Below are 22,981 nucleotides of genomic sequence, written 5' to 3'. Positions count from 1 at the left end.
AAAAATCCAACCAACCCCCAACCCGACGGGGATAAACAGGGAGCTGGCCTAAGTTAGAAGATTTAAATCAATATGCCCAAACAACTTAATATTATTTACAATGACGCCGCTTAAAGGAAAAGCGCCATCCGGCATACACCAACCGCGATACGCATACGACGTATCGCAGCCAAAATGATAAAAATCAACCAACACAAAAAGTACATTGGCACACTATTGAGTTCTCAAACATCATCCGCACACCACAACAAAAATTAACCAAACGTTAACCCCCTTGCGGCGGCCCGATCAACCTTACCCAACAAGCTCAACCAAAGTCAAACCCGCCGAACAAACATTGCCCGAACATCTACCACCAGTTAACCTCCCGGCTACCTCGCGGCGACTTCGATAAATATACGCACACCCCCAACAAACAACAAATCCCCAGGAAGACGCATCTTTTGATGCTCGTCCTGGGGCAGTTCTCTGGCTATCGGGCAGTCCACCTGAATGCTAATAGCTAGTGGTAACAGGCCAACAGCCCGTCCGGGCCATCGATAACAGTGATGGGGGTTTCGAAGATGGGCGTGAGAATCTCATCGCGCATGATCTCCTCCGGACTGCCGAAAGAAACGATGCTTCCATCCTTGGCCGCACAAATATGGTCGGCATAACGAGCAGCGAAGTTGATGTCATGGAGGACGATGATGATCGTCCGGCCAAATTCCTTAGCGGCCTTTCGCAGGTGCTTCATCATCTCCACGGAGTGTGAGATGTCGAGGTTGTTGAGGGGCTCGTCGAGAAGCACGTAGTCCGTCTCCTGGCAGAGCACCATCGCCACGTAGGCGCGCTGGCGCTGGCCGCCGGAGAGCTCGTCAAGGTAACGGCTCTCCAATTCACCCAAGTGGAAGAAGTCAATGTAGCGCGAGACTATCTCTTCATCCTCCGCAGTCAGACGCCCCTTCGAGTAAGGGAAACGGCCGAAGCTCACCAGCTGGCGCACGGTCAGCTTGGTAATGAAGTGGTTCTCCTGGCGCAGGATGGAAAGGATCTTCGCCAAGTCCTGCGATTTCGTGGAGGACACGTCGTAACCGGCGACCTCGATGGTGCCCTCGTCGACGTCGAGAAGCCGGCCAATCATCGTCAGCATCGTGGACTTGCCTGCGCCATTCGGCCCAATCAGCGCGGTAATACCGCCGGAGGGGATCTCCAAATCGATGGGGCCGATGTTGGTCTCACCGGAGTAGGACTTGGACACTTTGGATAGCTTGATCACAGCTTGCCCTTTCGCAGAATGACCAGAAGGAAGACGCTGCCGCCCACTAGCTCAATAATGATGGAGACCACGCCCTGCGCGTAGAAGACGTGCTGCATCAGGAAGTATGCACCGGTGAGAACGGCAAAGGCTGTGGCAACCGCCATTGGGAACAAAAAGCGGTGGTCATACGTCTCCGCCGCCTGGTAAGCCAAGGTGGCCACGAGGAAGCCAAGGAAGGTCATAGGCCCTACAAGCGCGGTGCTCGTCGCCATCAGAATGGAGACCAAAATCAACGTGTAGATTGCATTGACCTTGTGGTTAACGCCAAGGTTCGTTGCGGCATCGCGCCCCAGCGCTAGCACGTTGAGCTGGCGGGAGTTCAGGTACATCAGCAGCGTCACCGCGAGGACCAACGGTACCGCGATGGGATAGTACTCGCTCTCCGCGTTGTTTACGGAACCAAAGAGCCGCGCGGTGAGCACGTCGAATTCACTGGGTGTGAGCATGCGCTGCATAAACGTCGAGAGCGAACCCAGGCCACCACCGATAATGATGCCCACGAGCAGCATCGCATGCATATTGTTGCGGCGGCTGGTCAGCAGCCACGAGTACAGCAAGAGCGACAGACCCACCATGAGTACAAGCTGAAGAAGGAAGGTCCCCATGTTGCGGGCCTGAGTAAGGCCGGAGGCGCCAAGGAAAAAGATCGTGGCTGTATTAATCGCGACGTACAGGGATTCAAACCCCATGATGGAGGGAGTAAGGATCCGGTTGTTCGTCACCGTATGGAAAGCCACCGTGGCCACGGCCTGGCATACGGCGACGATGGCCATGGCCGTTACTGCATCAGCGCGGCGACGCGCGATCAACCACCACTTGCGAGTACCAAAATCCATGGGGTTGTCATAGGCCAAGAGCCCGAAGGCGAAAACCAGCCCGGCAACGATCAAGGCTGCAAGGATGATCCAGTACTTTCGCGCCGCAGCAGCAGACTGGAAGCTGCCCACGTTTCGCCGGGCACGTGACGTTTGCACAGGTTCCTTCGTCTTAGGGATAGAGATACGTACGCTCACTTGGTCGACCTCACGATCAAGACGACGAACACGATAGCACCCACAATGCCCAGGATGACTGATACGGGCATTTCAAACGGGGAAATAATGGTGCGGCCGATGAGGTCGCATAAGGTCACCGTGGCGATACCGAGCAGGCAGACCCACGGGAGGTTAGAGCGCAGGTCGTCGCCGCGCATCATGCTCACTACGTTGGGAACGATGAGCCCAAGGAACGGCAATGCACCGACAACGACGGTGACTACACCCGTCGCCACCGCGATGAGCCCAGTGCCCAGCAGAATCATCCGCTGGTAGTTCAACCCAATATTGGTGGCGATATCCTCACCCAGCCCAGCGACGGTGAGCTTGTCAGCGTAGAAATACACCGCCATCAGAACCAGCAGGACGATCCACAGGACCTCGTATTGCCCCTCATAGACAGAGGTAAAGGATCCCATGAACCAGATTCCGAGCTGCTGCAAGGTATCCGTGGCTAGCGCCACATAGGAGGATACGGCACTAACGACAGCGCCCAGCATGATGCCGATGATCGGCACGATGAGTGAGGAGCGCAACGCCACGCGGCGAAGGAAAGCGAAGAAGACCATGGTTCCCACAAACGCGAAGGAAACCGAAATGACCATTTTCACCAGCACGGATGAGTGCGGGAAAAGGATAAGCGAAAAGAGCAGACCCAATCCGGCCCACTCGGTGGTTCCCGTCGTCGTGGGTTCCACGAAACGGTTTTGGGTCAGCAACTGCATGACCAAACCGCTCATCGCCATCGCAGCGCCCGCCAAGACGAGCGCCACGGTACGCGGTACGCGGGTGGTGAAGAACATGGACCAGCCGTCCTCATTATCGAGGATGCTGTACTCCCCCACCATGAGGGAAAGGAGGAGCAGCGCGATGACGCCGAGTACGCCGAGGCCTAGCTTCCAGGTCAGCACAGGTCCGCGGGAGTTGCGCGGGCTGACAGCTGAGTGCTCGGCCGCAGCGCTGCTCTTCACCGTCACGGTTTAGTCTCCTCCTTGGCTGCCGAGAGAGTTGTTTAGGCGTTGGCCTTCTCGAAGGCGTCGGCAAGCGCGTTCAAGATCTCGGTGTAGGTAATGATGGACTCATCAATGTAGGTGTCATTCGGCGCCACGTAAACGTTGCCTTCCTTCACAGCGGTAACGTTCTTGAGCGCCGCGTTGTCCTTGACCAGCTTCTCGCCCGGCGTGACATCCTGGCCTTCCTTGGAGATAGCGGAGTCACGGTCCATGACGAGGATCCAATCCGGGTTGGATTCGGCAATGGCCTCAACGGAGATATCGTCGCCCTCGTGGTCATCGGAGGCGTTGGACACCTCCAGGGCCGGGGTCAGGCCAAGCAGCTCAAAGACCGGGCCGTACACACGCCCGATGCCGGGAGCGATGTAGCCGATTTCACCGCCAGAGGTGTTCACAGCCATGACCTTCTGCTCTGGGTTGTAGGCCTTCTTAGCACGCTCAGCAGCGGCGTCGAAATCCTCGATGAGCTTCGCAGCATCCTCTTCATGGCCGAAAACCTGGCCCAGAGCCTCAGTGTGGCGCTTGAGCTCGTCGAAGAAGTCTTCGTCATCGCGCGGCTCGAAGTCAAGCACTGGGACATCCTCGAGCAGCTTCTCAATATCCTCTTGGTGCTGCTCGAAGCGCTGGCCGTTCCACACGGCGTCCGGCTCTGCAGCTACCAGACCTTCAAGGTCCGGCTCCTTGTGGGAGCCCAGATCAACCTCGACCGTGTCCTTGTTGTAGGTGTCACGCAAGGACTTCGGCACCAGCCTCAGCGGTGCGGCAGCAAGGTCGATATCCCACTGCGCCAGGACAGAGAAGGCGCGGTTATCCGTCACCGCAGGGTTCTCCACCGGGAGGGTGACTTCCTTCGAGCCGAAGTTATCCTCCAGGGTGATGGTGGAGGCACCTGCCGCCGCGGATTCGGTCGGCTCAGCGGTCTCCTCAGACTGGCTGGAAGAGCAGCCGGTGAGAGCAAGCGCTGCGACCGAGAGAGTTGCGGCAACTTTGGCGGCGGTCGTGCGCGAGGCACGGCGAGAAAGGTTAAACATAGCTTCCTTGCATATTAGGTGTGGCTAACCACAGTTGGCAAATAAGGACAGCGCCTAACCTAACTCAAGTAAGGCTTACCTTTCAAGCACGCTTATGTTTCCTAATTCACGACGGGGGTAGCAGACCACCACCTGCCACCCCGTGACATGCCTTTTAGAACAAAATATTTACGCTTAGCCTTCCCCCTTCTCCGCGATGAGATCACTCACCGACACTGGCCCTTCCCTATCAAAATCCTCCTGCGCCGCGCGGCGGAAATCCGGATCCGCCAAGAAATCGAGGGCAACCTGTGCCACACCTGCCGCCGAATCAACGGCCGCATCTACCGCCTGCGGCGTGGCAGCCCAGCGTGCAAAGTCCTCCGTGTGCAGGGCCACGTCGGTTGGCGATACCTTCACCATTGGATGCAGGCCGGGCACGAGGTGAGAGACATTGCCAAAGTCAGTCGAGGCGGCCACCGTATCCGGCACCGTCCCAGCGGGCAGCGCGGTGCGTCCCCGGCGCGCCTGCGTGGCCGACCACCGATCCACCAGCGCCGCATTATTGCGCACAGGCAGGGTCATCGGGTGCTCATCCCAGTCAACTTCCACCTCAACACCGGCCATGAGTGCAGCGCCACGGACAATCTCCTCCACCCTGGCGGACAGATCCATGAGTGTGCGCGTCCCCAACGAGCGCACGTAAATAGTCATCTCCGACTCGCTCGGGATGATCGAAGGGCGATCACCACCGCTCATAATGGCGTGCACGCGATCCGAGGGCGGCATTTGCTGGCGCATAAGACCAATCCCCTGGTAGGCCAGGCTCGCAGCGTCGAGGGCGTTGCGCCCCATGAAGGGCTGGGAGCTGGCATGCGCGGCCACGCCGCGATAACGAACCCGCAGGATGCGCCGGCCTACCCAGGCGTGCGCGCCGATGTCATAACCAAAGCCATGGATCATCACCGCGGCATCCACGCCGTCGAGGCTGCCGCCGCGAATCATGTATTCCTTGCCGGAATGGCCTTCCTCCGCCGGGGTTCCTTGAAGGAGGATGCGGCCGGACATAGGAGGGGCGTCGTCTAGTACGGCAGTCGCTGCAAGGAATCCCGTAACCCCCGCCGCTGCGATGACATTGTGCCCGCATGCGTGCCCAATCTGCGGCAGGGCATCATACTCCGCCAGGATGGCCACGGTGGGATGCTGCTCGGGATCGAAATCCGCGCTCTGCCACGAGGCCTCGAAGGCGGTCTCCACGCCGTAGACCCCGCGGCGCGTCGAAAAGCCATGCTCTTCAACGACGTCCGCGAGCACCGCCATGGAGCGATGCTCCTCGAAGGCTGTTTCAGGGTGTGCGTGCAGGTCCGCGACGATGTACGCAGCTTTCTCCCGCAAGGCCTCAGCCCGTGCGGCCGCCGCGCCCCAGAGCTTGTCCTGGCCTGGGTAATCCTCTCCTTGTTTTTCCGGTGGTGCTGCGGACGCCACGCGCTTGGCGACGCCCTCCTCCATCGCCTCCAAATACGCCGTCGATGGATTGTTGCGTTGATTCATGCGTTTAACCAATCATGACGTTGTTGCCCGGTCCCAGCGGAAGGTCCACGTAGAACCAGATGGCCAGCAAGATCGCCCACGCGGTAAAGAATGGGACCACGAAGGGCACAAGGCGCGACATTAGCGTTCCCAGACCCGCCTCGCGTTCATAGCGCTGGAGGAAGCCAAGCATGACAATCATGTACGGGTTCAGCGGGGTGATGATCTGGGTTGCGGAATCACCAACGCGGAATGCGCCCTGAATAAACGCCGGCTCATAGCCGAGCAAAGCAAACATGGGAACGAAGACCGCCGCCATGAGCGTCCACATGGAGGAGCCAGAAATAATCAGCAGGTTCAGGCAGGACGCCAGGACGATGAAGGCGAAGATGGCCGGGAAGCCCGTCAACCCGATGGATTCCAGGAAGGCAGCGCCCTTCACCGCGGTGAAGGTGCCGATACCGGTCCAGGCGAAGAGAGCCACGAACTGGCCCAGGATGAACGCCAGGATAAGGAAGCTCATCATGTCCTTGAGCGCGCCGATCATCATGTTCACGACATCGGTGATGCCCTTGACCGTGCCGACGACCTTGCCGTAGACCACGCCGAGCACCAAGAAGTAGGCGAACACGATAAAGACGATGGAGTTCAGCAGCGGGGACTTGGGCAAGAAGCCGCCCTCCTCGTTACGCCAAGGCGACTCCGGCAGAAGAACTGCGAAGAGAATGATGGCGGTGAGGATGACCGTGGCCACACCGGACCAGATGAGACCCTTGGATTCGGCCGGGCGCAGCTCAGCGGTGAGCTCTTCGCCATTCTCGTCGCGGTCGCCGCGCTCGGCGGCATCCTCGGGGTCGATGTCTTCTTCGGTGGGGACTTCCTGCTTCCACATGCGCGGCTCGATGACCTTATCGATGATGAAGCCGGCCAGCACACCGAGCACGATGGAAGAAGCCACGTTGAAGTAGTAGTTCGACATCGCATTAACGGGTGCGAACTCGGTATTTGGCAGAGTCTCCATGACTGCGGTCGTAATACCGGCAAAGAGCGCATCCAGGGAGGTGGGCACCAAGGCAGTGGAATAGCCAGCACCCACGGCGGCGAAGCCACCAATCAGGCCCGCGACAGGATGACGGCCCGCGGCCTTAAAGACCATCGCGGCCAGCGGCGGGACGATAACGAAGGCTGCGTCCGCCATAACGGAGGCGGTCACGCCGATAACGCCGACGGCGTACGGAAGCAGCCAGGGCTTGGCGGAACCGAAGAGCTTGCGGATCAGCGCCGAGAGCATGCCGGAACGCTCCGCCACACCCACCGCCAGCATAATGGGCAGCACCGTTACCAGTGGCGGGAAGTTGATGTAGTTCTCACCCATTGTCGTGGTGAACCACGTCAGCCCCTCACCGGTGAAGAGACCCTTGACCGGCTGGATTTCATCCGATCCGGGAATCTTAATCTCCACGCCCATCTTGGCCATGATGGTGGAGAGAACGCCTGTGATCAGGAAAAGAATCAGGAAGATGGTGAAGGGTTCCGGCAGCTTGTTGCCGATGTACTCGACTCCGTTGAGGAATTTATCCAGCATTCCCCCGCCGGACTGTTGGCTCGATTTTTGCTCGGCCTTGGCGGGATTTGCTTTCGACTTCTCCGTGGTGCCGGCGCCGCCTTGTGGCGCAGCATTGGATGGGCTGTTCATGGGTACTCCTGTCGTAGGGGTCAGTCCCAGTGCTCCACGTCACACTGTTGGGGAAAGACTACCACGGGAATGTAACTTGGGTAACAAATATTTTCCTTCTTCGTCACATTTTCCCGGCCAGCCCTACTCCGCTTTCGCCCCGCGCCCCTACACCCCTCACGGGATTCTCATTACGCTCACTGCAAATAGTGCCCCAAAATCGACCGTTTTTAGCACCTTATCTACCGTGAACGACACTGAGAGGTGTCCATTAGCCCTGAGTTGGCAATGATGCTCGCTTTTCACGATTTCGTTGGAGACTATCTGTGCTCCCAACGGACTTCGCCGTCAACGACCTGTGCCGTGGGGCTCATCCCTGCATAGGCAGCGACATGCTGTGAGGCTAAGTGCTCGGGATGGATATGAGCGATGAGATGCGTAATGCATCGCTCCGCAAGATAAGCGCTAAGCAGTTTCACGGCTTCCTTGGCGTATCCATGCCCTTGCCACTGTTTCCCAATCACCCATGCGATCTCCGTCGGATCACCACTGCGAGGCACAGTCGCCTGGACGTAACCTATCGGTTGCTTACTCGAACCGAGGGTGACGATGAGATTGATCCATTCTTCGGTACCGTCGCTCGAGCCGCCTCGGGTTTGGAACGCGTACCGTCGCGCAAGCTCATCAGCAGAAGGCGGCTCACCACCCGTAAACGTGTACAGGGCACGGCTGGAAAGCACAGTAGCCATCTCGGTAGCATCCTCGACACGAAGCGGCCTTAAGTCGATAGGCATCTTTATCGCCATAGTTCACCACGCAAGATTTGATCAGTCACTAGAACATTAACGCTTCTGCTGACGACGAAGTTCCGAGTGCCCTCTCACCAAGAGCGCTTTTCACCCATCGCTACACTCACGGTAAATAGTGAACGAATCCGCCCCCTAGTTTTTGACCCCTTATCTACCGTGAGCGTCGTCAGATTGCCCGAATGTTACATCCCCACGCTCAGCTTTGTCACCGCTCGAGGGCACCAGCCCGTTTATCCGCGCGAAAGGATCCCACTCGCAATCGCGATGCGGCTCGTATTCCGCAAAGTTGGCGGCATCGACGGCTGCCGCCTCCGAAATGAGCTCCGCAATGAGCGCGACCGTCATATCCATGCCCGCCGCCACGCCTGAGGAAGTCCATCGATTGCGGTCCTGCACCCACCGCGCCTTGGGCTTCCAAGTCACAGACACCCCGAAGGAGCTCGCCCATGCAAACGCACGCTTGTTGCTTGTTGCGGCGTAGCCCTCCAAGAGCCCCGCCGCCGCCAATACCGCAGAACCCGTGCACACAGAGGCAACCCACGGTGCTTGTGCGCCCACCTCACGAAGCCACGACAGAAAAGATTCGTCCCCCACGAGCCGCCGGGTTCCTTTACCGCCCGGGACAAGAAGGACGTCGGCCAGCTCAATCTGCCCATAAGAAATTGTCGGCACCACTTCCACGCCCTGCGAGCTGGCAACTGGCTCACCATCCGGCCCTGCAAAGACAACCGCGATCTCAGGGACGGCTTGAAGAAGTTGGACGGGCCCGAAGACGTCGAGAAGCTCAAAGCCCTCAAACAAGACGACTGCGATGCGGAGAGGTTCGGTATCCATGCGGCCATCCTAAAGCAGGCCGCAACGCCGCCGAGCTTGACCTATCTCTCCCGAGCATCCGTAAGCACACGAAATTGAAGCAAAACCGGATATAGATGGCCCACAGCACCGATAGCAAGAAGAACTGTAGCCGCTAACCATCCGCCTGCCGCAGCGCACCATCCAGCGCTACATATATGGAGCAGCAATCCCCACCCATGACCGGCTGCCGACGCTCGCATCGGCCGAAGGGGGTTCACCCCTTCACACTTGGCGGACTCTTCTCTGCGCATCGCCAGAATCATGCCATTCCATCCGATTCGCGTAAGCACAGCATTGAATAGCTCGACGCCCCACCGACGGCTAGCAACGCGAGAAAAAGACACACGCCGCCACATCGAAATCGGAATATGGCGCTCCAGAGAATCGCCAACAAAGGGAGCCAACCCGAACCCCAAGAGAATAGCTGTAACTACGAACCCCTCGGAGTTCGCACCGGTTTCATTCGCCACAACATTCAGCCCTAGCACGGCCGCGATAGTCCCAGCGAAAGCGATCAATTTTTCACCCCCTTAGGGAACTTAAAAGCCTGCAAGCGGCTTCACACATCTTCCTCTATTCAGAACCCCCTAGCGTTTCCCGCCAGACAGCTGTTACACCAGTTTAGCGGCCCAGCGGGTTACCCCGCTTGGGCTTCTCCGTGCGCAGCCTGCACAGGATCTCTAACGGGCTCTCCGGCTCGGACAAGCCCCTGAGCATGCGCGGTTGTAGGCCTGACTAGAAGTTCTTCACTTAAGGTTTGAAGCGGAGCCCGCCTTAGGCCGTGACAATCTTCGAACGAGGCATTACCCTAGTTGTTGATACGTCACCAATAGGAGTGTTTGACCAATGAAAGCATTCGGATTCTTAAGCTTCGGACACTACGCATTCGGCGGCCAGCGCGGCCCGTCCGCGGAAAAAGTCGCGAAGATTCACCTGGAAATCGCCCAGGCTGCAGATGAGATCGGTGTGAACAACGCGTCTTTCCGCGTCCACCACTTCGTACCGCAAGCCTCAGCCCCAATGCCGCTGCTCGGCGCTGTCGCCGCCACCACCAAGAACATCGAGGTGGGCACCGGCGTGATCGACATGCGCTACGAAAACCCGCTCTACCTCGCCGAAGAGGCCGCATCCCTTTACCAGCTCTCCGGCGGCCGCGTGGCCTTGGGCGTCTCGCGCGGCGCCCCGGAGGTTGCCGAGCGCGGTTGGGAAGCTTTCGGCTACAAGGGCGAGGCCCCCAACGGCGCGGACGTGGCGCGGGCCCACCTCGAGGCGTTCATGGCCGCGGTGGACGGCAACGGATTTGCCACCGCCGCACCCCTAGACCGCCAGTACCCGAATATGTTCCAGCCCGGCTCCGCCCTACCCGTCTTTTCCATGGCACCGGAGCTGCGCAAACACATCTTCTACGGCTCCGGCACTCACACTTCGGCAGAGCAGACCGCCAGGGACGCACTAAACCTAATGTCTTCCACCTTGGTTTCCGAGACCACCGCCGCGACCTTGGGTGAGATCCAGGCGGACCAAATCAGCCGCTACCGGGCGGCGTGGAAGGAAGCGGGCCACGACTGGACCCCGCGCGTGTCCGTCTCCCGCTCCATTTTTCCCATCGTGGACGGCGCCGATATGCAGCGGTTCGGTATGCAGGCCTCAGGCTCCGACCAAGTGGGTGTGCTGCCCGATGCCGGTGCTTCCACCTTCGGCCGCACCTATGCCGCGGAGCCTGACAAGCTGATCGAACAGCTCAAGGCCGACCCGGCCGTGATGTCCGCCGACACCCTGCTAATCACCATCCCGACCGGCATGGGGGTGGACGTCAACGTGAAGATTTTGGAAAACTTCGCCACCCATGTCGCCCCTGCGCTGGGCTGGCAGCCGAACACCGAGGGCCCGGTCACCGGCTACCCGATCGACTAATCCGCCCCCCTTCACACAAGAAACCCGCTGGCCTTTATGACCAGCGGGTTTCTTGCCATTCAGTGGAGCCGCCGGGAATTGAACCCGGGTCCTTCGTCACCTCGCCAGGGCTTCTCCGTGCGCAGTCTGCACAGGATCTCTACTCGACCCTCCGGCTCGGGCAAACTCGCTCCGGATGATGGGCCCAGTTGCTCTCAAAGTCCCCAACCGGCCGAACAACAAACCGGTCAGGCAAGTTCCCTAGTCGATGCCAGGATCTAGGTCAGGAACCAAACCTAGGCTGACAGACACGCGTCGCTGAAATTAGGCAGCGAGGGCGTAGTCACGCTGAGAGTTCTTCTCTGCGTTTATTGGTTGCTACGACGCTTAACGGTGGTCTCTAGCCTGCACCGGCACGCTTCCCCTGGCTCAATGTACGAAGTCGAAACCAAGTCGACCCCTCGATCACACATTGCTGTGAAAGCTGCGCAGCGCGCATCTTTATGCGCCCTACGGTTCGTTCAACGCTACTGCACCCGCCCCTATTCCCGCAAGCTTCACCCCAGGCCACATGAGGCATAGCTTTCATAAGCACCCCCTTGTGATTAACATCAACCTAAACGCTGTTAAGGTGTGTGAGTCCTATCCTCCTACTTTGTTAAAGGCTGCAAAGTGAGCACACATACCGAAACCACCAGCTCCCCGGAAGACGCTAAACGCCCAGCAAGCAACACCGAATGGGCCATCTCACTCTTCGGCACCGCCGTAGGCGCTGGAATTCTTTTCCTCCCTATCAACGCGGGCAGTTTCGGCTTCTGGCCCCTCCTCGTGGCCACGATTCTGATTGGCCCGATGACGTACTTCTCCCACCGCGGTCTGGCCCGCATGATTTGTGCGTCACCGCGCCAGGGCGAGGACATCACCGCAGTGGTCACGGACTATTTCGGCAAAAGCGCTGGATTTATCATTTCGGTGGTTTATTTCTGCGCCATCTTTCCCATCGTCCTCATTTATGGAGTGTCGATCACCAATACGGTTGATAGTTTCATCGTCAATCAGCTGCACGGGCCCTCGGTTCCGCGCCCACTGTTGTCCTTCCTCCTCGTGGGCATCATGACCATCGTCTTCGCCTTTGGCCAACGAATGGTGCTGGCCGTCACACAGTTCCTGGTCTACCCGCTGATCTTCTGCCTTGGCGCACTGTCCATTTACCTCATCCCGCGCTGGGATATCGCCTCCTTCATGGAGGTGGGCAACAACGATTGGCGCGTCGTCGGTGCTGTCGCCCTCATCATCCCCGTGCTGGTTTTCTCCTTTAACCATTCCCCCGCCATTTCCCAGTTCTCCTTGGCCATGGTCGCCGCGCACGGCCGCGAGAAGAGCTCCGAAAACGCCTCGCGCGCTCTGGCACTGACCGCCATTCTGCTCACCGTGTTCACCATGTTCTTCGTGTGGTCCTGCACCCTCACGCTTGGTGCGGACGGGCTCGCCGAGGCCCGCGAGCAAAACCTGCCGGTTCTGTCTTACCTGGCCAACGTCACTGGCGTTCCGGTCTTGGCATTCCTCTCCCCGATCATCGCGATGATCGCCATCATCTCCTCCTACTTCGGACACGTGCTGGGAGCTACCGAAGGCGGCAACTTCCTGCTGCGCAGCGCCGCGCCCCGCGCCACGGCGAAGCTCTCGGAGAAGCAGCTCAATTCCATCATGCACGGCATCATCTTCGTGGCCGCGTGGGTCGTGGCCATCATCGATCCGTCAATCCTGGGCCTCATCGAGGCCATCGGCGGCCCCTTCATCGCCTCGATTCTGTACCTGCTGCCGATGTATGCCATCCACCGCATCGACGCTCTCAAGCAATTCCGTGGCCGCCCCAGCAACGTCTTCGTCGTCATCACCGGCCTCATTGCCGTGGGAGCGACTGTGTGGAGCCTCATCGGCTAGCGTTCCTCCAACCACGCCTTCAACACAGTGGCGTGGTTAACCTCGCGATCCTTGGCGGCGAAGAGGAGGGTGACGTCGCCAAGCTCTGCAAGGTGGCGCAGTTGCTCCAGCTCCTCGCCGTCATTCGCGTCGAGCTCCGCGCGGTAGCGTCGCGCAAATTCCTCAAAGGTGTCAGCATCGTGCCCCCACCACTTACGCAACTCTGGACTGGGCGCGACATCCTTGAACCAGTGGTCATAGGACAAGCGCTCCTTGGCCACGCCACGGGGCCAGAGCTTGTCGACGAGCGCCGCCACCCCACGCGGCTGCTCCTCACCCCGAATAACGTCATGAACCTTGGCCGTATAAATCATGACTCCCAGGTTAGGCGTTAATCCCCTTGACGCGGCGGCCCAGCTCGCGAGTGATGTCGCGGTCCTGGTCACGGCGCTTGATTGCTTCACGCTTGTCATAGTCCTGCTTACCCTTGGCAAGACCGAGCTCACACTTGGCACGACCGTCCTTCAGGTACACCTTGAGCGGGATCAGCGTCTTATTGCCATCGCGCACCTGTCCCATGAGCTTGTCAATCTCTCGGCGGTGCAAGAGCAGCTTGCGTGTGCGCTTGGGCGAGTGGTTCGTCCACGTACCCTGGGAATACTGCGGGATGTGGAGGTTGCGGATATAGACCTCGCCGCCGTCAATGGTGGCGAAGGCATCCGCCAGGGAAATCTTGCCTTCGCGCATCGACTTAATTTCGGTGCCCACGAGCACCATGCCGCATTCCAGGGTGTCGAGGATGGTGTAGTCGTGGCGGGCACGTCGGTTGGTGGCCAAGGTCGAGTTATTGTCGACGGCCGCCTTTTTCTTCTTTGCCTTCTTCGCCATAGTTCGGACTATATTACGCTACTGCCAGGCACGACCCACAACAGGCCTGTTGGCCTATGTTCGCACGTAGGCGCGCATGGTCACCTGCGCGGTCAGCGCAGCGCACAGAATTGCCACTAGCCCCACGATGGGCAGAGCCGTCCACACGTCCCCAGACGTCACGGGGGCCAGAAGCTGGTTGTGGTACAGGTCCTTCAGCGCGGGATCGATCACAGTGTTCTTTCCCACGATGACGCCCACCCCGGCGAGGACGACACCACCGACGGCACCGAGGACCGCTTCCATGATGAAGGGGGCATGGGTCACCCACCGCGAGGCGCCAACGATGCGCATGATCGCGGTCTCTCGCTGGCGCTGGTAAGCGGCGATCTGCACCATGTTCGCAATCAGCATGATGGCGGCCAGCGCCATGACTGCAGCCAAGACGAAGGTGGCATTCCGGATGGCATCAAGGTTGCCGGCGGCGCTGCGCACCTCTTCCTGCTGATCGATGATGTCACTGACGGCGGGGTCGGACGCGATGGCGTCGATAGGCGCGGTATCCGTCGGATCCTTCAGCCGCACGTGGAAGGCCGCCGGCAGCGCGTCCGGGGAGGTTTCCTCCACCATGACTGGATCGGTCTCCTTGAACAGTTCCACGAAGCGCTCATAGGAATCCTCGCGGTTGCGGTAGCTGACGGACTCGATGTCTTCATCCGCCTCTAGCTTCTTCTTCAACCCTGCGCAGGCGGAGTCCTTACACTCCGGGTCGTTGGCAGAAATATCCTCGTTGAGCTGGACCATGACCTCGACGCGCTCGAGGTAGATGTCCTTGGTGTCATTGGTCATCTGGGTGACCAAGACGCCGGCCACCACCAGGGCCACCGAAATGGCCGTGGTGATCACCATGGCGATAGTCATGGTGATGTTACGGCCTAGACCTTTGAAAGCTTCCCTGAATACAAAGCCCAGATTCACCTAGACCGCCTCCCCATACATCGCGTTCTTCTCATCGCGCACCAGCGTGCCGTTGCGCAGCTCAATGACGCGCTGGCGGGCCTCGTTCACCGCGCGCGCATTGTGCGTCGACATCACCACGGTGGTGCCGCGGCGGTTGATCTTGGTGAGCAAGGCCATGATCTCCGCAGCTGTGGAGGGATCGAGGTTGCCCGTGGGTTCGTCGGCAAGCAGCAGCTTGGGACGGTTAACAAAAGCCCGCGCAATCGCCACGCGCTGCTGCTCACCGCCGGAAAGCTCATGCGGCATGCGGTGCTGCTTGGCGCCGAGGCCAACCATGTCGAGCACCTCGGGCACCTGCTTGGCAATCCGCGCCTTGCCCTTGCCAATGACCTCGAGGGAAAAGGCGACATTGTCGTAGACATTGAGCTTGGGCAGAAGACGGAAGTCTTGGAAAACATAGCCGATGGATTGGCGCAGTCTGTTGACCTCGCGCCCCTTCAAAGCGTTGACGTGGAAATCCCCGAAGTAGATATCGCCCGAGCTGACATTGGTTTCGCGCACCATGAGCTGGAGGAAGGTCGACTTGCCGGAGCCGGACGGGCCGATGAGAAAGACGAATTCTCCGTCTTCAATCTCAAAGGACACGTTGTCCAGCGCGGGCCTCGTGGAGGTCGGATAGACCTTGGACACATTCTCGAAAGTGATCACTTAAGCCACATTAGCAACATTTGTTACTCGGGCCTAGGTCTCCTGCTGCGCCATGCGCCACCGAATACCAGATTCCAGGAAGCCATCGATGTCCCCGTCCAAGACCTTGGAAGGATCCCCCACCTCGTAATTCGTTCGCAGATCCTTGACCATCTGGTACGGGTGCAGCACATAAGAACGCATCTGATTACCCCAGGAGGCATTGCCGCCCGCACCCAGCGCATCGAGTTCCGCGCGCTCCTCCTGGCGCTTGCGCTCCAGCAGCTTCGCCTGCAGCACGCGCATTGCGGAGGCCTTGTTCTGGATCTGGGACTTCTCGTTCTGACAGGTCACCACGATGCCGGTCGGGATATGTGTCAGGCGCACTGCCGAATCCGTCGTGTTGACCGACTGCCCGCCCGGGCCCGAGGAACGGTAGACATCCACGCGCACCTCCGAGTCTGGTACCTCGATGGAATCGGTCTGCTCCACCACCGGCAGCACCTCCACCTCCGCGAAGGAGGTCTGGCGGCGCCCCTGGTTATCAAAAGGCGAGATACGCACGAGGCGGTGCGCGCCCTGCTCCACGGAGAGCTGGCCATACATGTATTCACCATGCACCACGAAGGTCGCGGATTTAATGCCAGCCTCCTCGGCATAGGAGATGTCGTAGACATCCACCTTGTGGCCGTTCTTCTCCGCCCAGCGCGTGTACATGCGCATGAGCATCTCCGCCCAGTCCGCGGCATCCACACCACCCGCGCCGGAGCGGATGTTGATGACCGCCTCACGCTCGTCATACTCACCGGAGAGCATAGTCGTCACCTCGAGCGATTCGATGGCGGCGCCGAGCTCCTTCAGCTCTGTGTCGACGAGTTCCTGGGAGGCCTCATCGCCCTCTTCCTCCGCCAGCTCAGACATCACGGGCAGATCCTCAATCCGCCCGCGCAGGGACTTCAACTTGCGCAGCTTTGCCTGCTGTGCCGACAGCTCCGAGGTCACCTTCTGCGCATGGTCGGGGTCATCCCACAGCGACGGGTCCCCCGCCTGGGCCTCGAGTTCGCGCACGCGCTCGGACACCGCCTCCGGGTCCATCACCTTCTCAATAGAGGTCAAAGTGGCGCTGAGTTCCTCAAGTCGTGCTGTTTGTTCCGGACGCATAGACCCCTACTCTACTTATTCTTTCTCCCTGATTAGCCATCGGCCGCGTTTAGCGCGACAATAGGCGGCATGAGTGACCAGCCAAGCCTCACCGAGATGATCGATGCCATCATCAAGACCTTCATCGTTGCCCACGCGGACGATACCGACGCCCACCTTGCCCAGGCGCTTGTCTATAACGCCGGCCGCCTGGCCTGGCGCCTGCGCGAGCAGGGAGTAGACATCGAGCAAAAGACCTCCGTCTCCGATGTCGTCACCGACGCCGACTTCGCCGCTGAGCGTTTCGTCGCCGGTGTGCTCGAGGCCCTGCGCGGCGAGGACGGCATCGTGGGCGAAGAGGGCGCGAACCGCGAGTCGAAGTCCGGCCGCACGTGGGTCATCGACCCCGTCGATGGCACCTACAACTTCGCCTCTGGTTCCGATTATTGGTGCTCCGCACTCGCGCTTGTCGACGATGAGGGGGTCATCCTCGGCGCCGTCCACCGCCCCGCCATGGGTTATACCTGGTTCGGCGGCCGCGACCACGCCACGAGCCTGGACGGCAAGGACGTCGCCAAGCTCACCGACAGCCCCGCCGACAAACTGTGCTTGTCGACGTACTTGCACCCTACGTCCATGACCGACCCGAAAATCGCTGCTGCCTGGGAGAAGGTGGCACCGCACTTTGCCACCGTGCGCATGCTGGGTGCGGGCTCCGTGGATCTCTCCTGCGTGGCGGATGGCACGTGGGGTGCCTGGATGCAGCACTCAGTCAAGGATTGGGATTGGTATCCCGGCCAAGCGCTGGTGCTGGCTGCAGGCGGCGCGGCGCGCAAGGTTGAAGCCGGCGGTGTGGAATGGTGTATCGCGGGTAATAAACAGGTAGTTGATCAGATGGAGGAATGGCTCCGTGGGTAAGTACAAAGAGGACCTCGGCTTGGCATTGGAGATGGCGGGCCATGCGGACGCCATTACGATGCACCGCTTTGAGGCTGCAGACTTGTCAGTCAAAGAGAAGCCGGACATGACCCCGGTTTCAGATGCGGACCTGGCTTGTGAGAAGGCGATCCGCGAAGCCCTGAAGCGCTCCCGCCCGCGCGATGAAGTTTTGGGTGAAGAGTTTGGCGGCGAGGCTTGCTTCGAGGGCCGCCAGTGGGTCATCGACCCCATCGACGGCACGAAGAATTTCGTGCGCGGCGTTCCCGTCTGGGCCACGCTAATCTCACTGCTGGAGGACGGCGAGCCGGTCGTCTCCGTCGTCTCCGCCCCAGCCTTGCGCCGCCGCTGGTATGCGGCCAAGGGCAGCGGCGCCTACCGCGTCTTCGGTGGGGAGCCAAAACGCCTGCGTGTCTCCGAGGTCTCCAAACTGGAAGACGCTTCCCTGGCCATGAGCTCGCTATCGGGCTGGCGCCCGCACCGCGATGCCTTCGTCTCATTCACGGATAAGGTCTGGCGTCTGCGCGGCTACGGCGACTTCTGGAACTACTGCCTCGTGGCCGAAGGTGCCGTCGACATCGCTGCCGAGCCGGAGGTTTCCCTGTGGGATTTGGCCGCCCCGGCACTCCTCGTGACCGAGGCCGGTGGACGCTTCACCAACGTCCGCGGCGAAGACGGCCCCCACGGCGGCTCGGCACTGGCCTCCAACGGCAAGCTTCACGACGCCGCCCTCAGCGCCCTCTCCTAGGCCCCGCACAGCACCCCAGCGCCGCGGGCCGGTGCCGCACCCCAGCGGATCGTGTTCCGAAGGTCATTTCGATCATTTAGTGCCCCAGATCTTTAAAGATCTGGGGCACTATTTGTTAGAAACGTACTCTCCCAGCCACGCGCCCGCGGCTCCGTGACCGTTTTCGCAAACAAGCCCCTTCAGAACGCAAGTTTTTCGGCCTTATTTACGAAAACGGACCCCACACACGACTAAAGGGGCCCCGCAGGGCCCCTTTTCGCAGCGGTGGTTAGTTCTCCGGAAGCGTGAATCCGGAACCTACGCCCTCGCGGCGGTTGAGATCCGCGATGATGACATCGGTATTAGAAACGACCGTCGGGTTGTGCAGCGCGCCCTGCCACGGGGTGCGGCACGACGGCAGGCCTGGCACCAGTCCGCGGGATACCGAGCCGACAATGCGGCCATTGTGGAAGACCGGCGCACCGGAATCTCCGACCATCGCGCACACCTGGTTGATGGTGATCTTCTGACTGTGCTGGAAGGTCATGCCACAGGTGCGGCCGGTAGCCACACCGCTCTTGCAGGTAATATCGCCCGGCTGGGTGGTGCCACCGATCCCTTGGGCGGTCACACCGTTATAGCTGCGGGTTACCTCGGCCTGGGAGCCAAACTCGATGAGCGAGTAGTCCAGGTTCGCGTTCTTCGCTACCACGGTGCCGGTGGGGCCTACCTGCCAGGAGTCCGCCGAGGACACCGGGTCGCCGACATTTCCGCAGTGACCAGCTGTAATACCGACCTTGCGGCCTTCGGCATCAGTGCCGGCTGCCGTCAGCGTGCACATGGTGTCCTCACGGATGTACAGCGGAGTTCCCGGGCCGTACAGAGACTTCCCTTCGGTCATCGCAACGTTGGATTCCTCGGGGATCTGGGGAGCATCGTAGAAAGAACCAGGGACTCGATGCAGAACGTACTCCGCGTGCGGTTTACCAGCAGCAATCTTGGAGAACAGGTCGTTCTTCCACACGTAATTCGGATCCGTGCCCTGGGGTACAAATTCCGGCTGCGTGGCTTCCTCCAGCAGTCCGATAGGCGTCGGGTTCGTCAGCGGTTCACCCGTGATGGCATCAGCGCCGGCATAATCTTGCTGCTCGGACGGGGCCGGCAGTTGCGTTTGCAGGTTCGCTTGCTCCGCGAGGCGCTGCGCCGCAGGCGAGTTCACGGCTCCCTCGACTGCCTGATTCACATCCTTCGATGCCGCTGCGGCAGCACCGTTGACGGCGGTATCGAGGGCGTCGGTCAGCTCTTTGTCCACGGGCTTGGTCTCAATACCTACGGACTGCAGATCCGTGCGTACCTGGTCGACAAAACCTGCTGAATCAATCTCCGGGATGGTGGGGAGCTCCTGAGCACCCGCCATTGGGTTACCCAGGAAGAACGCACCTGCGAAAGCCGAGCCCACAATGACTTTCTTAAGGTGCGGAATTTTTCTCATTGAGCAATTCCTCTTTTCACTTCTTCTCGTATTGGTCTATAAGACTTCCCCCATGATGACACGCGCACTGGGGTAGCCGTTTTCTAACGTGTGGGACTGTGTCCAAGCCGTTACACTACTGACAGTTTTCGGGTGCCCCCTCTTATCTTTCACCGCCTGCCGCGCCTCCGCAGACCTACTATGGAGGCATGTCTGAGACTGCCAATTCTTCGTCATCTCCTGCAGGCATTGCTGAGATAGTCGCTGTAATCCTGCGCGATAACCATGGCCGCGTTCTTGTCATCCGCGCCACCGATACTCCAGAATTCGTCCTGCCATTTGGCTCCATCGATGAGACCATTAATCCAGCTCGCGCCGCCCAGCTCATCGCCCACGAGGCTGTTCGCGCCGCGGTTGATATGTCGAAGTTGCGCCGCCTAGCCACCTATGTCTCGCCTGCGGCCAATGACGCACCTCAGACGATCCACGCTCACGTCTATGTCTGTGAAGAAGAGATTTCCGTCGCCCATCCTGACAAGGAGATTGCAGAGCTAGCCTGGGTCGATCCCGCTGCCCCAGACGTCACCGTCGCCCCATTACTTAGGGAGAGGGTATTCCCCGCTCTGCAGGACCTCTAAGCCCATAGCGTCTAGACTCCCCACCATGATTACGCAGCGACTACTCCCCGTTCTCGCCGCCGGTTCCCTTGCCCTTGCACTGGCCGGCTGCGCCACCGATGACAGCACCGACGCCACGCTTTCCGCTGTCTCCCCCACCACTCAAGCCGCCAGCGCCGAATCTGGGGCTTCAACATCCGCAGACCCGCAGTCACACGACGCAGATTCAGCGGCCGCCGAACAGAAGTCACCCGAGACAAGCGAAGACGCGCACAGCGCCCAAGGCGCAATCCCGACTGCCGCCGACAGCGCCTGCACAACGAAACAGCTAGATATCAGTCTTGCCAACGAGCAGGGGGCCGCCGGCTCACGCTTGGCTGACATTACGTTCACCAACACTTCTCCCGCACCGTGTACGTTGCAAGGCTTTCCTGGCGTCTCCGCCGTCACCAATGACGACGGCACCCAGCTCGGCCCCGCCGCCGAGCGTGAATCGGGCCAAGAAACAGCAACCGTCACGCTCGAGCCCGGGCACTCTGCCCGTGCGGGCCTGAAGATGACCAACATGGGTGTCCTTGACCCAACTTCCTGCCAGCCCCAGGCGGCCGACGGCCTGCGCGTCTACCCGCCCGGCGAAACCGCCAGCGCCTTCATCCGCATTTCCGGCTTCGAAGGGTGCGCTGGCGATGCCAACTACCTCTCTATCCAACCGGTTACCGCAGGTTAAACCCGCTTAAAAGCAGCAGGCGTTCACATCGGTCTACACTCGCGGCCATGGAATCCAAGAAGCTGACGTCGCTGGTGTTTGGGAACGTTGTGCTGGAATCGCACATGACGAAGACAACTATTGCCGTTTATTCGGAGGACATGCGGTCGTGGTACTTCCGCCCGAGTCCCTATACGGAGCTCAAAGTGCCGCTCGATGAGCTACAAGGACAACTGAGTAGAGAGCGCGCGGAGCTCATCTCAGAGCGCATTTTCGATGACGTCAAACTCGAGCTTGAGGAAGGCTACCCCGGCGGCGTGGACCGCGCACAGAAGGAACTCTGCGCCTGGCTTCGCCGTGCAGACGACAGGGCCTAAGCGATGCCCGAGCCACTCTCCTACTCCTCCGCCGAAGGGTTCCCACAGCTACACATGTCCCGCGTCATCGACGCTGATTATGACACTGCGGCAGACAAACTTTTTCGCTGGGGCCTGCAGCGCAGTGGCCTCTTCCGGGTTACTCCCAGCCACGCCATCGTAGAAGAAGGCGCAGAGGTCTCCCTCGGGTTAGGCCCATGGGAGTTTCGCTGCCGAGTGGTGGATGTATTCCACGAGGAGGGCCGCTGCGGCTTTACCTACGGCACCCTCCCCGGCCACATCGAGCGCGGCGAGGAAACCTTTACCCTGGAGCGCCTGCGGGATGGGCGCACGCTCCTGCTTGTCGACGCCTCCTCCCAACCCGCCCGCCTCGCCTTTCTGCGCCCGCTGCTCGATATTCCCCGGCGCGCGCTGATCCGCTTTTTCTACCTGCACGCTTTGGATGACTAATAGCGGGGTGTCAATGGGGCGCACTCCCCCTCGGTTCCACGCTCGCCTAGCGAGGTAACCACTTGGCATGTAACTTAACTCACATGCACACTTTCCCTCACCATACTTTCCGTTCCTTATCGGTGGCCTTAGCGGCCATTCTCGCGGTGTTAGCCGCGGCAGCTGCAACCGGGCTGTTTCCCTTAGCCGCCGCGGAAGACAAACCTTCCGAATCGGCCAACTCCACTTCCAGCAACATGGCTCCAACCATGGTGGTTTTCGATTCCTCCGGCTCGATGATCACCAACGATGCCGGCGGGCAGACCCGCATTGATGCCGCCAAGGAGGCCGCCCGCACCTTCATCACCGAAGCCGGAGATGACGCCCCTCTGGGGCTTGTCACCTATGGTGGCAACACCGGCGAAGCCCCCGAAGATGAGGCGGCCGGTTGCCAGGACATCACCGTGGTCGCACCACCCGAGGCCGGTAACTCTGAGAAGATGATCGCCCATATGGATGGCTTGCAGCCACGAGGATTCACCCCCATCGGCGAGTCCCTACGCAAGGCCGCCGCTGAGCTACCAGAGGAAGGCCAGCGCAGCATCATCTTGGTCTCCGATGGCGTTGCCACCTGCACCCCGCCACCCGTGTGTGATGTGGCGAAAGAGCTGAAGGAGCAGGGCATCGACCTAGTCATCAATACCGTCGGCTTCAACGTTGAGCCCGAGGCACAGCAGGAACTGCAGTGCATTGCCGACGCCACCGGCGGCACCTACGCCGACGCCTCCGACGCCGATAGCTTGGCCAAGGAACTGAACCGCGCAGCACCCCGCACCTTCAACGCCTACGAGTCAAACTTAGAGGAGATCGAAGGCGGCGAAACCGAAGGTTCCCCGGCCAAGGTAGACCGTGACGTAGAGGCCTTCTCCACCACTCTTCTTCCGACGGAGGGTAAAGGGCACTCGGCTGAATCCACTACCTTCTTCACCACGGACCTGACCCCTGTTTGGTAGACACCTGAT

The 22,981-nt window shown here is 60.1% G+C and carries 23 protein-coding genes and 1 other RNA gene; 9 read left to right on the top strand and 15 right to left on the bottom strand.

Features of this window, described 5'->3' with window-relative positions; all coding sequences use genetic code 11:
- Nucleotides 1–502: 502 nt before the first annotated feature.
- From HMPREF2806_RS05765 to HMPREF2806_RS05730, 8 genes are all read right to left on the bottom strand, one after another.
- Nucleotides 503–1,258, bottom strand: a complete 756-nt coding sequence (locus tag HMPREF2806_RS05765) for an iron ABC transporter ATP-binding protein (RefSeq protein ID WP_070516726.1) — start codon at nucleotides 1,256–1,258, stop codon at nucleotides 503–505.
- Complete coding sequence (locus tag HMPREF2806_RS05760) at nucleotides 1,255–2,313, bottom strand: iron chelate uptake ABC transporter family permease subunit (protein ID WP_369799709.1); 1,059 nt, start codon at nucleotides 2,311–2,313, stop codon at nucleotides 1,255–1,257. Before HMPREF2806_RS05760 ends, HMPREF2806_RS05765 begins: the two co-directional genes overlap by 4 nt.
- On the bottom strand, nucleotides 2,310–3,305 hold the full coding sequence (locus HMPREF2806_RS05755) for an ABC transporter permease (protein ID WP_369799710.1): 996 nt from the start codon (nucleotides 3,303–3,305) through the stop codon (nucleotides 2,310–2,312). Before HMPREF2806_RS05755 ends, HMPREF2806_RS05760 begins: the two co-directional genes overlap by 4 nt.
- A gap of 41 nt (nucleotides 3,306–3,346) precedes the next feature.
- Nucleotides 3,347–4,378, bottom strand: coding sequence for a siderophore ABC transporter substrate-binding protein (locus HMPREF2806_RS05750; RefSeq protein ID WP_070516719.1), 1,032 nt, complete (start codon nucleotides 4,376–4,378; stop codon nucleotides 3,347–3,349).
- A gap of 174 nt (nucleotides 4,379–4,552) precedes the next feature.
- A complete protein-coding gene (locus HMPREF2806_RS05745; RefSeq protein ID WP_070516717.1) occupies nucleotides 4,553–5,908 on the bottom strand; it encodes a M20 family metallopeptidase in 1,356 nt (451 codons plus the stop codon).
- Between the two features lie 4 nt (nucleotides 5,909–5,912).
- A complete protein-coding gene (locus tag HMPREF2806_RS05740; protein WP_070516714.1) occupies nucleotides 5,913–7,583 on the bottom strand; it encodes an AbgT family transporter in 1,671 nt (556 codons plus the stop codon).
- A 299-nt stretch (nucleotides 7,584–7,882) separates the two neighbouring features.
- The gene (locus HMPREF2806_RS05735; RefSeq protein WP_255365989.1) at nucleotides 7,883–8,356 is read right to left on the bottom strand and encodes a GNAT family N-acetyltransferase; all 474 of its coding nucleotides are present in this window, start codon (nucleotides 8,354–8,356) and stop codon (nucleotides 7,883–7,885) included.
- 162 nt (nucleotides 8,357–8,518) lie between these two features.
- Nucleotides 8,519–9,205: a DJ-1/PfpI family protein gene (locus tag HMPREF2806_RS05730; RefSeq protein WP_070516709.1), complete on the bottom strand. Its 687-nt coding sequence runs from the start codon at nucleotides 9,203–9,205 to the stop codon at nucleotides 8,519–8,521.
- A gap of 867 nt (nucleotides 9,206–10,072) precedes the next feature.
- Here HMPREF2806_RS05730 and HMPREF2806_RS05725 point away from each other — a divergent pair.
- The gene (locus tag HMPREF2806_RS05725; RefSeq protein ID WP_070516707.1) at nucleotides 10,073–11,140 is read left to right on the top strand and encodes an LLM class flavin-dependent oxidoreductase; all 1,068 of its coding nucleotides are present in this window, start codon (nucleotides 10,073–10,075) and stop codon (nucleotides 11,138–11,140) included.
- 60 nt (nucleotides 11,141–11,200) lie between these two features.
- Here HMPREF2806_RS05725 and ssrA read toward each other — a convergent pair.
- Nucleotides 11,201–11,580, bottom strand: a transfer-messenger RNA (tmRNA) gene (gene ssrA / locus HMPREF2806_RS05720).
- A 211-nt stretch (nucleotides 11,581–11,791) separates the two neighbouring features.
- Between ssrA and HMPREF2806_RS05715 the strand changes: the two genes are divergently transcribed.
- Nucleotides 11,792–13,063: an SLC5/6 family protein gene (locus HMPREF2806_RS05715; protein WP_070516706.1), complete on the top strand. Its 1,272-nt coding sequence runs from the start codon at nucleotides 11,792–11,794 to the stop codon at nucleotides 13,061–13,063.
- On the opposite strand, the gene HMPREF2806_RS05710 is transcribed toward HMPREF2806_RS05715, so the two are convergent.
- From HMPREF2806_RS05710 to prfB, 5 genes are read right to left on the bottom strand one after another with little or no spacing between them, the layout of a single operon-like run.
- On the bottom strand, nucleotides 13,060–13,416 hold the full coding sequence (locus HMPREF2806_RS05710) for a DUF488 domain-containing protein (protein WP_070516704.1): 357 nt from the start codon (nucleotides 13,414–13,416) through the stop codon (nucleotides 13,060–13,062). The genes HMPREF2806_RS05715 and HMPREF2806_RS05710 overlap by 4 nt on opposite strands.
- A 10-nt stretch (nucleotides 13,417–13,426) precedes the next feature.
- Nucleotides 13,427–13,930 (bottom strand): SsrA-binding protein SmpB, encoded by a 504-nt coding sequence (gene smpB, locus HMPREF2806_RS05705; protein ID WP_070516702.1) that lies wholly within the window; start codon nucleotides 13,928–13,930, stop codon nucleotides 13,427–13,429.
- 54 nt (nucleotides 13,931–13,984) lie between these two features.
- On the bottom strand, nucleotides 13,985–14,887 hold the full coding sequence (gene ftsX, locus HMPREF2806_RS05700) for a permease-like cell division protein FtsX (protein WP_070516700.1): 903 nt from the start codon (nucleotides 14,885–14,887) through the stop codon (nucleotides 13,985–13,987).
- Entirely contained in the window at nucleotides 14,888–15,577 is a 690-nt protein-coding gene (ftsE, locus tag HMPREF2806_RS05695; RefSeq protein ID WP_070516698.1) for a cell division ATP-binding protein FtsE, read from the bottom strand.
- 33 nt (nucleotides 15,578–15,610) lie between these two features.
- Nucleotides 15,611–16,717: a peptide chain release factor 2 gene (gene prfB, locus HMPREF2806_RS05690; protein WP_070516697.1), complete on the bottom strand. Its 1,107-nt coding sequence runs from the start codon at nucleotides 16,715–16,717 to the stop codon at nucleotides 15,611–15,613.
- Nucleotides 16,718–16,786: 69 nt separating this feature from the next.
- On the opposite strand from prfB, the gene HMPREF2806_RS05685 reads away from it, so the two are divergent.
- Together HMPREF2806_RS05685 and hisN are read left to right on the top strand one after the other, a co-directional pair.
- The gene (locus HMPREF2806_RS05685) at nucleotides 16,787–17,614 is read left to right on the top strand and encodes an inositol monophosphatase family protein (protein ID WP_070516695.1); all 828 of its coding nucleotides are present in this window, start codon (nucleotides 16,787–16,789) and stop codon (nucleotides 17,612–17,614) included.
- A complete protein-coding gene (gene hisN / locus HMPREF2806_RS05680) occupies nucleotides 17,607–18,380 on the top strand; it encodes a histidinol-phosphatase (protein ID WP_070516693.1) in 774 nt (257 codons plus the stop codon). The genes HMPREF2806_RS05685 and hisN overlap by 8 nt, the downstream gene beginning before the upstream one ends.
- A gap of 268 nt (nucleotides 18,381–18,648) precedes the next feature.
- Here the strand turns inward: hisN and HMPREF2806_RS05675 are convergent, their stop codons facing one another.
- The gene (locus tag HMPREF2806_RS05675; protein ID WP_070516691.1) at nucleotides 18,649–19,851 is read right to left on the bottom strand and encodes a S1 family peptidase; all 1,203 of its coding nucleotides are present in this window, start codon (nucleotides 19,849–19,851) and stop codon (nucleotides 18,649–18,651) included.
- 188 nt (nucleotides 19,852–20,039) lie between these two features.
- On the opposite strand from HMPREF2806_RS05675, the gene HMPREF2806_RS05670 reads away from it, so the two are divergent.
- The 5 genes from HMPREF2806_RS05670 to HMPREF2806_RS05650 all read left to right on the top strand — a co-directional run bounded on the left by HMPREF2806_RS05670 (nucleotide 20,040) and on the right by HMPREF2806_RS05650 (nucleotide 22,972).
- Nucleotides 20,040–20,468, top strand: a complete 429-nt coding sequence (locus HMPREF2806_RS05670) for an NUDIX domain-containing protein (protein ID WP_049156140.1) — start codon at nucleotides 20,040–20,042, stop codon at nucleotides 20,466–20,468.
- A gap of 25 nt (nucleotides 20,469–20,493) precedes the next feature.
- The gene (locus HMPREF2806_RS05665; RefSeq protein WP_049156136.1) at nucleotides 20,494–21,174 is read left to right on the top strand and encodes a DUF4232 domain-containing protein; all 681 of its coding nucleotides are present in this window, start codon (nucleotides 20,494–20,496) and stop codon (nucleotides 21,172–21,174) included.
- A 47-nt stretch (nucleotides 21,175–21,221) separates the two neighbouring features.
- The gene (locus HMPREF2806_RS05660) at nucleotides 21,222–21,530 is read left to right on the top strand and encodes a hypothetical protein (RefSeq protein WP_070516688.1); all 309 of its coding nucleotides are present in this window, start codon (nucleotides 21,222–21,224) and stop codon (nucleotides 21,528–21,530) included.
- A gap of 3 nt (nucleotides 21,531–21,533) precedes the next feature.
- The gene (locus HMPREF2806_RS05655) at nucleotides 21,534–21,980 is read left to right on the top strand and encodes a DUF1990 family protein (protein ID WP_070516686.1); all 447 of its coding nucleotides are present in this window, start codon (nucleotides 21,534–21,536) and stop codon (nucleotides 21,978–21,980) included.
- Nucleotides 21,981–22,216: 236 nt separating this feature from the next.
- On the top strand, nucleotides 22,217–22,972 hold the full coding sequence (locus HMPREF2806_RS05650; protein ID WP_232745306.1) for a vWA domain-containing protein: 756 nt from the start codon (nucleotides 22,217–22,219) through the stop codon (nucleotides 22,970–22,972).
- The last annotated feature ends 9 nt before the right edge of the window (nucleotides 22,973–22,981 follow it).

The organism is Corynebacterium sp. HMSC076G08 (assembly GCF_001811515.1).
Taxonomy (GTDB): Bacteria; Actinomycetota; Actinomycetes; order Mycobacteriales; family Mycobacteriaceae; genus Corynebacterium; species Corynebacterium hiratae.
Note: the sequence above shows the minus strand (reverse complement) of the source record. Positions and strands in the feature narration are given on the sequence as shown.